The sequence below is a fragment of the Caballeronia sp. GACF4 genome (assembly GCF_023631025.1).
Taxonomy (GTDB): Bacteria; Pseudomonadota; Gammaproteobacteria; order Burkholderiales; family Burkholderiaceae; genus Caballeronia.
On the sequence record NZ_JALQDW010000018.1, the window covers coordinates 353635 to 367219 of the forward strand.

Annotated in this window: 12 protein-coding genes; 6 read left to right on the top strand and 6 right to left on the bottom strand. The window is 59.1% G+C overall.

All coding sequences use genetic code 11. From position 1 onward, the window contains the following. Positions 1-66: 66 nt before the first annotated feature. The 5 genes from NCR40_RS16690 to NCR40_RS16710 all read right to left on the bottom strand — a co-directional run bounded on the left by NCR40_RS16690 (position 67) and on the right by NCR40_RS16710 (position 4826). Positions 67-432 (bottom strand): hypothetical protein, encoded by a 366-nt coding sequence (locus NCR40_RS16690; RefSeq protein ID WP_250510010.1) that lies wholly within the window; start codon positions 430-432, stop codon positions 67-69. 142 nt (positions 433-574) lie between these two features. After that, a complete protein-coding gene (locus NCR40_RS16695; protein ID WP_250510011.1) occupies positions 575-1672 on the bottom strand; it encodes an FHA domain-containing protein in 1098 nt (365 codons plus the stop codon). Beyond that, complete coding sequence (gene sctC, locus NCR40_RS16700; protein ID WP_250510012.1) at positions 1669-3123, bottom strand: type III secretion system outer membrane ring subunit SctC; 1455 nt, start codon at positions 3121-3123, stop codon at positions 1669-1671. Before sctC ends, NCR40_RS16695 begins: the two co-directional genes overlap by 4 nt. Before the next feature lie 235 nt (positions 3124-3358). Further along, positions 3359-3742, bottom strand: coding sequence for a hypothetical protein (locus NCR40_RS16705; RefSeq protein WP_250510013.1), 384 nt, complete (start codon positions 3740-3742; stop codon positions 3359-3361). 145 nt (positions 3743-3887) lie between these two features. Continuing rightward, on the bottom strand, positions 3888-4826 hold the full coding sequence (locus NCR40_RS16710) for a DUF1521 domain-containing protein (RefSeq protein ID WP_250510014.1): 939 nt from the start codon (positions 4824-4826) through the stop codon (positions 3888-3890). Between the two features lie 595 nt (positions 4827-5421). Here NCR40_RS16710 and NCR40_RS31485 point away from each other — a divergent pair. From NCR40_RS31485 to NCR40_RS16740, 6 genes are all read left to right on the top strand, one after another. Then, positions 5422-6870 (top strand): YadA family autotransporter adhesin, encoded by a 1449-nt coding sequence (locus NCR40_RS31485; RefSeq protein WP_350029304.1) that lies wholly within the window; start codon positions 5422-5424, stop codon positions 6868-6870. Between the two features lie 145 nt (positions 6871-7015). Then, positions 7016-7561 (top strand): fimbrial protein, encoded by a 546-nt coding sequence (locus tag NCR40_RS16720; protein ID WP_250510015.1) that lies wholly within the window; start codon positions 7016-7018, stop codon positions 7559-7561. Positions 7562-7643: 82 nt separating this feature from the next. Continuing rightward, entirely contained in the window at positions 7644-8387 is a 744-nt protein-coding gene (locus NCR40_RS16725; protein WP_250510016.1) for a fimbrial biogenesis chaperone, read from the top strand. A gap of 219 nt (positions 8388-8606) precedes the next feature. Then, entirely contained in the window at positions 8607-11120 is a 2514-nt protein-coding gene (locus tag NCR40_RS16730; RefSeq protein WP_250510017.1) for a fimbria/pilus outer membrane usher protein, read from the top strand. Next, positions 11117-11773: a hypothetical protein gene (locus NCR40_RS16735; protein ID WP_250510018.1), complete on the top strand. Its 657-nt coding sequence runs from the start codon at positions 11117-11119 to the stop codon at positions 11771-11773. Before NCR40_RS16730 ends, NCR40_RS16735 begins: the two co-directional genes overlap by 4 nt. Next, positions 11770-12237 (top strand): fimbrial protein, encoded by a 468-nt coding sequence (locus NCR40_RS16740; RefSeq protein WP_250510019.1) that lies wholly within the window; start codon positions 11770-11772, stop codon positions 12235-12237. Before NCR40_RS16735 ends, NCR40_RS16740 begins: the two co-directional genes overlap by 4 nt. Positions 12238-12588: 351 nt before the next feature. Here the strand turns inward: NCR40_RS16740 and NCR40_RS16745 are convergent, their stop codons facing one another. Beyond that, positions 12589-13569 (bottom strand): UDP-glucuronic acid decarboxylase family protein, encoded by a 981-nt coding sequence (locus NCR40_RS16745; RefSeq protein ID WP_250510020.1) that lies wholly within the window; start codon positions 13567-13569, stop codon positions 12589-12591. Positions 13570-13585: the final 16 nt, after the last annotated feature.

The following is a 13585-nucleotide window of genomic DNA, read 5'->3' on the forward strand; positions in this document are numbered from 1 at the left end:
GTTGGACAGGAAAATCCGGCGCGCGGGAGCCCCCGCATTGGAGGCCCCGCCGGTGTGTGCGTTGGCTTACTTCGTGTTCTGCGCGACGGATTTGTGTGTTTCCGCCAGGCTGCTCAAGATGGACGTCCCTTGTTGCAATGAAGACGTGTACTCGCCGACCTTCTTCTGCATGTCGAGCATGCTGGCGCTGCCCACGCCTCCGGCTCCGCCTTGCCCTCCTTGACCGTTTTGGCCGCCTTGCGCGCTCTGCGCGCTAGCGTCTTGCTCCGATTGATTGATCGACTGGGCCTGCTGTTGCAGGTTTCGCTTGACGGCGTCCGCCACGCTTCCGAGCGACAGCGTGCCGTCGGGTGCGATCATGCTGCCGCCCTGGGCGCCGCCCATGCCATAACCGAACATGGCAGGGGTGTAACCGATATTTGCCGCTTGCATCGACATATTCTGCTTTCCTATATAAGTGATGGCGCGCTAAAAGGATCGTGCAGACTCCATGAACCTTCGTGCGGCGCGCCGACGCGCGAAGGGCAGCGCACCGGTAAGGGGCTGTCGGGTGCGGCTCCGGCGGCGTGAGCCGCTAGCAGGACTTGCCGGAACTCGTGCGTTGTGCAATCAGGACATAGATGCTTCCGTCATCGCGAATCACCGATGCGCCGCATGGGTCGATTCGCTCGATCCGTCCTATCGACAGATGCGCTCCCGCGAAATATCGGGCTCCTTGCTGGTCGGCGAGCCACGCGGCGTGCGGAGAATTCAGCAGATTCAATCCGAGCGCTTCGAGCGGAACACGCACGGGGCCGCTGTTGTTCTCGTGACCGTCGAAGCGCAACGCCTCTAATCCATCCACCTGTCCTTGCGCGAGCCGGTCGACCCGCGCGTAGTCCCATGACTCGGGTTGCAGATAGGCGTCCGCTGCGGGAAGTGTCGCGACGAACACGCCGGGCCGTTCGCCTGCACGCAAACGGACGCCGCGGTAGTACTTGTCGAGAAAATCGCTCAGTTGCTCCCGCATGCTGTCGATCACGGCGACGCGCACACGCACCGCGCCGCCGCGTGCGCGCGCGACGAGGGAAACGGCGCCAAGGTCGGCGGCGGTCTGTACGTAACCCTCGTAAACACGTGCGCCCGTTGTCTGATCCGTGCGCTGGCGAACGTTGCGAAAGGCGGGCTCGTCCAGAGGCGACGACCGTTTTTCTAGAGGTCTCGGAACAAGGGTATTCAGGCTGTACAGCAACGCGAATCCGAGCGGCACGATCGCTATCGCAAGCCATTGATAGCGAGGTATGCGCGCACACTTCCTTCGCAGCCACGTAAATGGCGCGTGAGCAAGGAGCCATGCAGATTCCGCGCTTTTCATGGCCTGCTCTGTCGGCGGGGCGCCGTTGCTGAACTGCAAGGCCGTCTCTCCCAGCCGGAATGTGGCACCGTGGCGCAACTGCGTTCGGGCGCCCACTTTGAGCGCTTGCCCGAATACCGCGATGTCGGCGTGAGCGGCATGCAGTTCGAGCCTGTTGCCGTGCAGTCGAACGCTCGCGTGATGTGGCGCGATGCCGGTATCCAAAAGGATCAGGTCGGCGTCGGCCGCGCTGCCGATTTGCAAGTCGCGGTCCGCCGTTAGGGCGATGCTCGCGCCCGCATGCAGCCCGGAGGCGACGAAGAGTCGTGCGTCGGTCATTGCTTGCTCCCTTGCGATGCATGCGCGGCATTGCGTGGAGCGGCAAGCTGACTGGCCGGCAGTGGTGGCAACGGAGGAAACGCCGCATCGGGCAAGGGCGGCCGCGGATAGTCCTTTCCGGTGATCGCCGAGAGAGCGGGCACATCGTCGACGGAGAGTTCGGCCGGCGCCGCGGCGTCCGCTTTCAGCCGCTTCAATCGCGGTGTGATGAGGACGAGCCGCTCGGTGCGATCGAAAGATGTCTGCTCATCGCCGAAAAGCGTCCCGATGATCGGAATGTCGCCCAGGATAGGGACTTTCGATCCGCTCGTTTGCGTATGCTCGTATTCGTAGCCGCCGATCAGCAGGCTCTCGCCATCGCCCACTATGGCCTGAGTGATGATCGAGTTACTGTTGACGCGCGGTATGCCGTCAACCGACGCGTCGCCGTCGAAGGAGCCATCCTCGATCTGCACGCTGAGAAGAATCCTGCTGTGCTCGCCGCCGCCTTGCTCGACAGTGGGCGTAACCTTGAGCGTGAGTCCCGTGTCGACATTGAATAGATTGGCATCCTGATTACCTGCCACGCGAACATAAATGGAATTGTGCGACGAAAGGACTGCCTCGGCGTTATTGAGCGTCAGCACGCGAGGACGAGACAGGATGCGCGCGCGACCGGTTTTCTCGAGCGCGTGGATCTGCTCGTAGAGGAAGTGCGCGGAATTGCCGATCAACGTCGTCAGCGTGAGTCCCGCATCCACGCCGAGGGCGACGGACGACGCTCCCGGCAGGGCAGGCGCTACGGAACCACGCGTGTTTGACTGGCGGCTGGATGAAGCCCCAGCGCCCCAGCGAACGCCGAGTTCCCTGGCGGCATCGCTCGACACATCCATCACGAGAGCCGAGATTTCCACGAGATCCTGCGGCCGGTCGAGCATGGAGATGGCCTTCTCGTAGGCGGGCATCATCGCCGGTACGTCGTACACCACGACCGAGTTCGTGCGCGGGTCCGCGACGATGTTGCGCCTTGCCGGCGTCACGGCGGATTGGGGAAGTTCCGCCGGACTGTCATCCACCGAGGCATCTTGTGCGGTTTCCGTGAACCCGGGCACGCTCGGTAAAGGCGGAATCCCCTTGACCGTGCCGTGCAGGCTATCCGGGCGTCCGCGAGTGTTCGTCGCCGCCGGTCTCGCCACGCTCGTGTTTCCCATCAGCGTCCGGAGCAATGAAGCCACGCCCGCGATGGTCTGCTGACGATTCCCCGAGGTATAGGTGATGTCCTGTGCCTGGGTATAACGCAGCGGAAACACGCGTATCTGCGTCTGTTCGAGCGTCTGCTGCGGCGGCGGCAATTGCTCCTGGGCTTTGACGATCGCATTGGCCACGGCATCGACGTATCGGGACGGCCCGGTGACTTTCACGCTGTCGCCCGAGAAATGCAGAGGAAGATGCGGATCAATGCGCAGACGCATCAGGCGGTGACTGCATCGGACTTCAAGGCTTAAGTAGCCTTCCCGGCGCGCTTGCGCGTCGGCTGCCGGCGTCAGCAGAAGCTGCCGCCGGCGGCGGCGCTGGCATCACGCCAATTGATCGCGCACGGCGCGGCAGTCGCGTCTCACCTTCGCTAACTGGACGGTTCTTCCGATACGGCTCGTCTGCTCGAAAGCCGCCACCTCACCGCTGACAACGCTGTGAGGTGGCGGCACATTAACGCTCGGCTAACTCAGGCATCATCGCCCGAGGAAGTGTCTTCAGCTGCGTCATTGGGAGACGCCGCCGTCGACTGGTCAACGGAAGCTCCCGCGTTCGAGCCACTTTCCGGCTGTGCTTGCGGCTGTGCTTGCGGTTGTGCTTGCGGTTGTGCTTGGCCTCCGCCACCGTTTGCGCTCTTACGTAGCGCGTCGCCGCCTGATTGTATGCGTCCGGATCACGCGGGTTGACCCCATAGTCCTTCGTGAATGCCCGCTCAGCGGGATCGTCGAGGAAATGGCTCAGTTCGTGAGACAAGGTTCCCATCTGCTCAGTGTCGCCTCCGTCGCGAAAGTCAGGCGTGAGAACGACGCGCTTATCGACCGGGTCGAATTGCACCATTGAGTCGCTTTTGATCGCAATGGGCTTATAGGCTCCGCTATCGATCCGATCACTCGCTGTATGTATGTCCGAGATGAAAGTCGGACTCGCGTTGATCAGCTTGAGCTGACTCTGCGACGGCTGATAGTCGCCCCAAAGCGATTCCTTACCGGTGATGGGTTGTGTGTTCGTACCCCTTGACGACATATGCCCGATTACCCTGCGTAACCGTCACGTTATCGGCGAAGGATACGTTCGAATTGCCGTTAGCCGGTGTCGTGCCGATGCTCACGCGGGTGTGATCCGGCAGGTTGAAGTCGATCGAGCCATTGAACATCCCGCTCGTCTGGTTCGGCGTACCCGAATTGAGATCGATATGCGGATCGCCCCAGACCTTGGTTTGATTACCCGTTTTCTCATCGGTAAGGTTGATCGAGGACTTGGATTTATCGAAGTCCAGCTTGTAATCACCAAGGTCGATGGACGATTTTCCGTCGTGTACGCCCGTGTCCGACCATTGGCTTTGTTGACCCGCCGCGCCGTCACAGGCGTCCCCACGCATCCGGTTCAGGTAGCTGCTCGATTGCATGCTGCTGTATTGCATGTCCTGTCTCGGACTCTCACGCTCGAAGTACGAGTAATTGGCGGAACTCGCCGACTGGCTGAATCCGTCCGGGCCGCGTGACATTTGCTGCGAAGAATCACTAAAGTCGCCGCGCATCTGGTTCGAAAAGCCGCTCGGTTGCATGCTGTTGTACTGCATGTCCCGGCCAGGACTCTGACGCTCGAACGACGAGTAGCTGGCCGAAGTCGCCGACTGGCTGAATCCGTCCGGGCCGCGCGACATCTGCTGCGTCGAATAACTGAAGTTCGAACTGGACATGCTGCTGCCGCCGAATGCACGCGGCATGGCCGGCTGATTGAAGGGCTGACTGAAAGACTGGTTGAACGGCTGATTGAGCGACATGCCACCGTAGGGCATGGACATCATCTGAAGCGGCCGATTGCTCGAAAAAGACGAGTTCTGTTCGAAACCGGTAGTCGAGGACGGAAACCTCGGCAGGTTCATCGAGAACGAGGCACGGCTGTCGAAATTTGCTTGCATGGTTAGATATCCTTGTAAATGGACGGATGTGCATAACTGAGTATCACAGAGCATCGGCGACCAATTTTCGTGATGGCTCGAAATTGCTCTGCAGAGGCAGTGTAGGTTTCGCAGATCTGCCCATGCACTAAATATTCAACGCGCGCGAAAGAAATCCGACATCGGGGGTCCCCGTCGAACGACATCGCTCGCATGTCTTGCCCCAAAAACGCACAAGTAATGAAGGAGTATCACCTTCGTCGCGTCCGGGATTTGTACGCTTCAGTCACGCGAATCACCTTCATGTTGGATGCCGCGTGCATTCGAGAAGTCGACCAAAATCTAATGAGGAAAACGAGTGACGTCATCCCGCGAATCGATCCACGTTGAACCAGCGCATGCCGCGGGTGTCGTCAAGACGGGCAGAGTGCGCAATGTCAAGCTCTTCAAACCGCGCGCGCTAACCGGTGCCGCGAAGGCTTTGCTCGTCGTGGGATTTGGCGGCACGGTTTCGTACGCTTCGGCGCAAGCCAGTGGAGACGCAGGTCACGAAAACGCAAGAGCGGCCAGGACGCGCGGTGATTATTCGTCGGTGGGCATGGACGATTCGAAATCGTTGAAGGCAGGCGCCATCGGCTCAGGCGTGTTGCAAGTCGAGTCATCCGAGCCGCTTCGATCGTTCGATTCTCCCAAGCTTCATTTGCGAGGCTGGCCGCACGATTTATCGTTCGCGCAACGCTTCTCTCTTAGATCCGATGCAACGGCGAGCAACGAGCTGCTGGCTAATACGAAGCATACGCGGCCTCAACATGCCGTGTTCTTCGCCACCCCATTCGTGAGCAATGGGCTTGATAAAACCGCTGATTACGGCAAGGTATTCGACACACGCATGACCGTGCGTTCGTCCACGCCTTTATCGCTCGACGCATCAAAACGACGCGCGCCACCGGACAAGCTTGCGGGCCATGTGCAAAGATTTACTAAGCGGCGCGCCGCCCACGCGCGAGTTCAACAAGGCGTTGGGACACCGATGCATTCCAACCGAACGCGGCGGGTTGCACCGCGCGTCGCGCATCACGCTGCGGGTGCATGGAAGCATCATCACCACGCAGTCGTTTCGGGCAGCGACATGGTCACCGCGCGGGTTGATGACATCGCCGCGCACTTGGATCACACGCGGCACGACGCGCCGGAAAGGTCGCTTTACGCACTGGGACAGCAGCGCGCTGCGCAGATGCCACAGATGACGCCAGCCTTGATGGCCGACGTCGGCAATGTCACCACGGCCGCAACCCATCCCGCGAGTCGACTCGTCGCCACCATGTTGAGAGCGGATGAACCGGAGATCGTTGTCGGCGATGTGGTGAGTCGTTCCCTCGATCGAAAGCCAACAGTACGTTTGGAGGAGGCCAGAAGCCTCATAACGAGTCTTGCCGCGCTGCCTGACTCAACGCCTCCGAATGCCGTAAATGTAAGCCATGCCGCGCAACGACCCGAACTGGCAGAAGGGCCACACGTTGCAATGCGGGCATCGATTGGCTCTCCTTCGACCAAAAAGACGGCGACCGTAGCGTTGGGCAGCGATGCAATCGCCCTTGGCGCACATGCGAGCGCTCTCGGCGATTCCGCGATGGCAAGCGGCGAAAATGCCGTGGCAATAGGTGCGAATTCGCTAGCCGACCGGGATAACGCGGTGTCGGTCGGCAGCACGGGCCACGAGCGCCAGATCACGAACGTCGGGGCTGCGACGACGCGCACCGACGCAATCAACCTTGGACAACTCAACGACGTTATCGGCGGCGTGAACGGTCGTATCGACGATGTCGATCGCGCCGCGCGACGAGGTATTGCAGCGGCTTCAGCACTCAACATTGCCACGCCGTATTTGCCGGGGCGGACCACGTTCAATGCAGGCATGGCGAGCTATCGCGGTCAGGCGGCGCTCGGTATAGGCGTTTCAAGCTGGAATCGTAAAGGAACGGTGAACTATAACCTTGGCGTTTCTACAGCAGGCGGCAATAGCACCATCGTGCGCGTCGGTATGGGCATCGTACTAGGCGCGTGAGCGAAGAGGAACTGCGAATCTTTATAACATCGAGGAGGAGCCGGGGTTGGCCAGATGACCCAACGATCCATTCGGAATCGAACTGGCAGTTTATGTAGTACTACCAATATTGCAAGAAAATCAGGTTACGTGGAGAATTTATCAAATGAAGAAATCTGTTGTCGCAACGCTTTTCGCGGGTGTCTTTGCCGTGTTTACCGGCAGTGCTTTCGCATCTGACGGAACCATCACGTTCAACGGCGCCCTGACTGCCTCCACCTGCGCCATCAACGGCAATGGGACTTCGGCCAAGGACTTCACGGTCAAGCTGCCGACGATCTCGACCAGTACGCTGAAAGCCGCAGGCGAGACAGCCGGAACGACGTCCTATCAGATTGCTTTGACGGGATGCACCCCGGTGACGAGCTCCAGCAAGGCAGCGGTCTTCTACGAAGCCGGCACCTCGGTCGATCCCGCCGACGGCCGACTGACCGTCACGGCTGGCGGTGCCAGCAACGTCAAGATGCAGTTGTTGAACTTGGATGGCAGTCGAATCAAGGCGGGCTACTCGACCGATCTGCAAAACTCGAAGGCTGCCGACATCTCGTCCGGTTCGGCAACGCTTAGCTACAACGTTCAGTACTACGCAACTGGCGTAACCACCGCCGGTGCGGCCAACTCTTCTGTCGTTTATAGCATCGACTATCAGTAAAGCGACGTGCGGGCCACGGAGATCGTCATGTCATTGCGGCCCGCCGTTCAATGCAACGTCTTGAAGACGAGACACAACGCCAATGAAACTTGCGATAAAGATCCTCACCATTGCAACCCTGAGCACGGTGATGCTCGGGCGCACGCACGATGCCGAAGCATCGGTGGTTATTGCAGGAACTCGCGTCATCTATAACCAGAGCGACTCCGAGGTCACGGTCAAGTTGACCAACAACGGCAAGCTCCCTGGCCTGGTGAAGGTGTGGATCGACAATGGTAATCCGGACACCGCGCCGGACACCATCGAGGTTCCGTTCGCCATCACACCGTCCATCATGCGGATCGATCCGGACAAGTCTCAGACTTTGCGGATCATGTCATCAGGCGAGCCTTTGCCCGCGGATAGGGAATCGATCCTTTACTTGAACGTGCTGGAGGTTCCGCCCAAACCAACGGGCGATGAGGCGGACGCGAATCAGCTACAACTTGCGTTCCGCTCACGTATCAAGTTCTTCTATCGGCCAAGCGCACTGAAGGGTCAACCTGATAGCGCGTCCGGACAGGTCGTGTGGCAAATAAAGCCTGGCGACGCCGCCAACAAGATCGCGGCATTCAATCCCAGCCAGTACTTCGTCTCTTTCGATCGAATCACGCTAACCGACGGCGCGCGCACCGCCGTGTTCGATGAGGGCGGGATGGTTGGTCCAGGTGAGACCCGAGTCTTCGCGCTAACCGGCGACATTTTTGGTCCAGGCGCGAAGTTGCACTACACAGCAATCAACGATTACGGCGGACCACAAGAGGGTGAGGCCGACTTGCAGCCGTGAGCAGGAGATATCGAAGCTGCTGACACACAAACGGCAATGCGGTTTTGTAGCGAACCAAACGCCAATCATACAGACAGGACGCGTTGATGCAGGCCAGGTCTCATGCGTAAGGCTTGCCTTTGAGATGGAATTTCGGAATCCGTAATGAAAGCAAGAAAATATAAAAGCAATGAGCCTCAACCCAGGCTCAAGCCAATAAGTGTCTGTACGATACAGGCATTGGCGGCGATTGGTGTAAGCGCTCATGCGTGGGATGCATCCGCGCAAGTTGCAGCGGTCGAATTCAACGAGCAATTTCTCGACACGGGCGACGGCGGGAAAGTCGACATCTCTCGCTTCAACCAGGGACAGCGCGTATTGCCTGGCACCTATCGCTCCGACCTCTACGTGAACGATGTCTGGAAAGGCAAGCTCGATATCGAGCTACGCGAATCCACGCCCGGGACCGGGACAGTGCATCCGTGCGTCACGACCGGATGGCTCGAAAAGTCCAGCGTGGACTTGAGGAAGCTCTCGTCCGAGGCATCCGCAAGGCTAGAGAACGACAGCGGGGAATGCCTTGAACTTCCCGACCTGATACAGAACGCGACTGCAACGTTCGACAGCGGCGAACAGCGGCTCGATGTAAGCGTGCCGCAGATCGTCATGCTCAAACGTGCGCGTGGCTATGTCGATCCGAAGTATTGGGATGATGGCGTGCCAGCCGCTTTGCTTCAATATTCCGCAAACGCTTATCACAGCGAGTCGGGAAGCGCCCGAACCGACACGCAATACCTCGGCGTCAACGCCGGTCTCAACGCCGGACCGTGGCGCTTTCGCTATCAGGGAAACCTTACGCGCGGGAATCTCGGCGGGCAGCATTATCAAAGCGTGCAGACTTACGTGCAGCGCGCGTTCAAGGACATCAAGAGCCAATTCATTGCAGGCGACACCTTCACCGACGGCGCGCTGTTCGACAGCTACGGCGTGCGAGGCGTGACGCTAGGCACGGATGACCGGATGGTTCCCGAGTCGCAGCGCGGCTATGCGCCAGTCGTTCGGGGCATTGCAAGCAGCAATGCGAAAGTGCAGATTCGCCAGAACGGCAACGTGATCTACGAGACGACGGTCGCGCCCGGTGCGTTCGAAATCGACGATCTCTACCCCACGGGCTATGGTGGAAATCTGGAGCTACTTGTTACGGAGGCGGACGGTACGACCCACGTTTCCTCGATTCCATATGCCGCTGCCGTCAACGCGCTGCGCCCCGGTGTAACACGCTATAGCGCGGCAATTGGCGAGTATCGCGACCCGGCCGTGAGAATTCATCCGTTCGTATCTCAGTTCACGGTTCAGCGCGGCATGAGTAACCGTGTGACGCTGTATGGCGGTATCACCGGTGCGGACATGTATTTCTCCGCGCTCGCCGGCGTGGCGCTCAATACAAAATTCGGCGCATTCGGGTTCGACGTGACGGAATCGAGCGCGAGCTTCAAGGGCTTCGGAACACGGAATGGGACGAGCGCTCGCCTAAGCTATGCCCGAATGTTCGAGCCGACCAACACCAACATTGCAATCGCGGCCTATCGATATTCGACTGGCGGTTTTCTGAGCCTGCCAGATGCGGCCACGACGCGTCAACTGATCAGCGATCATCAGCTCGGTTCGATGTCCGCTCCTCAAAAGTCGCGCTTGCAGTTCACGCTGAATCAAGGACTAGGCGATAGCGGACGCTTTGGCGCCATCTACGCGGTGGGCTCGCTCACGACATACTGGAACCGGACATCGCGCGATACGCAGTTTCAGCTCGGCTACAACAATAGCTGGAAGCGCCTGACCTACGGGGCGTCGGTCATCCGTCAATACCAGGTGGACAACAAGCGATGGGATAACCGCTTCATGTTGACGGCGATGGTGCCGCTCGGTTGGGGCTCGCACGCTCCTCAGTCTTCGACCAGCTTTCAGCACGACACCGGCAACGGCAACTCCAGCCTTCAGGAATCGGTGACGGGCACGCTTGGCTCGGACAGCGCGCTTTCATATGGCATGAATGCGTCGTTCAGTGATGGCGATCGAACGAGCGGCAATACCGCCAGCGTGGGTGGAAATCTAGGCTATGTATCGCCATTTTCCTCGCTGTCGGTCAACGCAAGCAAGGGACGCGACTACTCGCAATACGGCGCGGGCATTTCCGGTGGCGTGGTGGCCTGGCAAGGCGGCGCGGCATTCGCGCCAAACATGAGCGACACCGTCGCCGTCATCGAAGCGAAAGACGCGGCGGGCGCAAGGCTCGCGAATGGCGCAGGTCTTCGTGTCGATCCATGGGGACACGCCATCGTCTCCGGCGTGCAGCCTTATTCCGACAACGAGGTCGAGATCGATCCTAAAGGGCTACCGCTCAACGTGCAACTCAAGTCGACCGTACAACGCGCTACGCCGACTGCGGGCGCCGTGGTGAAACTCGAGTTCGACACTGAGAACATGGGCAAGCCCGCCCTGATGCATGTTCTTCAGGCAAGCGGCAAGCCGCTTCCGTTCGGCGCGCAAGTTTCGGATGGCAAGGACGACACCGTGGGCACCGTGGCGCAGGGCAGCCGCATCATTGCCACCGGACTCAAGAGCGATGAGGGAACGCTCAATGTCAAATGGGGAGACGCTCCCGAGCAGCGTTGCGTGGTTCGCTACGCGTTGCCAAAACTGCCGCTGGCCAGCACGCCTAATTCACTTAGCATAGCTGATGGAGTCTGCCGATGATCCTCGACAGATCACTTGAGATCATAACTTCGATGAACCGTTTAAACACAATCGTCCGTGCCGTTGCACGGCATGCAGCGGCCTGGCTTATGCTGGCCGGAATGATTCCTTCCGCCGCATGGGCCAGCGCGTCTTGCCATTCCAACTACAGCGCATTCACGCTTTCTTTTCCGTCTACGATAGCCGTGGCGCGCGACCTGCCCGACGGATCGCTTCTGAGTGCATGGTCCGTGTCTGCCGCCACTCCAAACTATTGGACCTGCACTGTGTCCGATGGCTGGTACACCGGCACCGATTTCGAGCTGGCAGGTATCGTCGCCGGTGCGCCAACCCGCTATAAAGCCTCCTACAATGGCGTCGAATTTTCGGTCTATGCGACTAATGTGCCTGGCATCGGGATCGCACTTGGAGGAACAGTCTATGCCGCTAAAACGCAATACGGCCCGTGGGACTTTCCGGTTTTAGGATACGAGAGAAACAATGTCGGTAGCCCGGTGGACAATGGCGGACAGCTCATAGCGGCCCTCGTGAAGATCGGTGACGTTACCCCGGGTACAGTTTCCGGATTGATCGCGAGGGCGTTCTCGTGGGAGACCAAGGGAAAAGTCCTCCTGGATACAACGCGGCTTCGGGTTCGATCGACTTCAACATGACGCCGGTGATCATCACCGTTCTGACATGCCGCACACCCGATGTAACGGTGCCAATGGGCACGCTAGCCCTGACGGACCTACCGGCATTGGGACCCGCACCGCGCAAGTCGGCATCTTTCAATATGAGCTTTGACAACTGTCCCGCAGGCACGCCCGTGGAGGGCACTACGGCGGGCATGATCCATAGTGTTCAATACCGGATCGATCCGGCGAATGGGACGGTGTCGGGCTTCAGCAATGTTGCGGCACTAAGCGGCACGCCTTCGGCAGGAGGCGTCGGCATTCAGCTATTCGACAGTGCGGGCGCGGCAATTCCGTTTGGAACGAACCTTACCTTGAATGGTTTCAACGGAGCAGTCGCTTCGAGTTACACCGTCGCAATGACCGCACGTTATTACCGGGCAGGTCCGTTATCCCCCGGTCCGGCCAACACGACAATGACAATGACCATGTACTACCAGTAGTAATGCGATCGACGTGAAGATGTGCGCTCCCCAACCTCGCGGAAGGGGTAGATCGGCTCACTTGCGGGCCATGTTCATTTACTTGCTTAATCGAAGGGAGTTTCAAAATGGAATCTATCAAGCGCGATGCCTTGGCTTACGCGTCGGTGGCCGGTGGCAGCGCGAAGGCGTCGAGTAGTTCGTCTGCGTCGACAAACGTGAGCATCGTTATCAGTGCGCCGGTTCCACATGGCAACCAGAAGGGATGATGCATTAGCCCATCCGTAAAGCAGGCAAGACCTGCGTTTCGCTTGTCTTCAAAGCGAAGGCCGCCTTCGATTCTCTGAAAGCGGCCTTCGTCCTACCTCGCATTCAACTGGCGAACGCCGCCATCGTGCGTTGCGCCTCGGTGATCTGGCGGAAGTACCGCGCCGTGCGCTGCAAGCCTTCATCGAGTTCCGTCACGGGTTGCCAGTCGAGCAGCGTGCGCGCCTGCGTGATATCCGGTTGACGATGCCACGGATCATCCATCGGCAATGGATGAAACACGATCTCGGAGCTCGAACCCGTCAACGCGATGATGCGTTTAGCAATGTCCAGCATCGAAAGTTCGTGCGGGTTACCTAGATTGACTGGACCCGTGACGTCATCGGGCGTGTTCATGAGGCGGATGAAGGCGTCGACCATATCGTCGACATAACAGAATGAGCGCGTCTGCGTGCCTTCGCCATAAACGGTGATCGGCTCGTTAGCGAGCGCCTGCATCATGAAGTTGGACACCACGCGGCCATCGGCGGGATGCATGCGCGGCCCATACGTATTGAAGATTCTCGCGATCTTGATGTTGAGGCCATGCTGCCGCCGATAATCCATGAAGAGTGTTTCGGCGCAACGCTTGCCTTCGTCATAGCAAGAACGCGGACCGATAGGATTTACATTGCCCCAATAAGCTTCTTGTTGCGGATGCACGCGTGCGTCACCGTACACTTCACTCGTCGATGCCTGAAAGATGCGCGCCTTCACACGTTTGGCGAGACCCAACATGTTGATCGCGCCATGCACGCTCGTCTTCGTGGTCTGAACGGGATCGTACTGGTAATGAATGGGCGAAGCGGGGCATGCGAGGTTATAGATCTGGTCCACTTCCACATAGAGCGGAAACGTCACGTCGTGGCGCATCAGTTCGAAATTCGCGCTGTCCAGCAGATGCGCGATGTTGTCCTTCGTGCCGGTATAAAAATTGTCGACGCACAAGACATCGTGTCCTTGAGCGAGCAGGCGTTCACATAGATGCGAGCCGAGAAAGCCCGCACCTCCCGTGACCAGAATGCGCTTGCGAAAGGCTTCCTTCATGGCTGTTCTCTAAAAT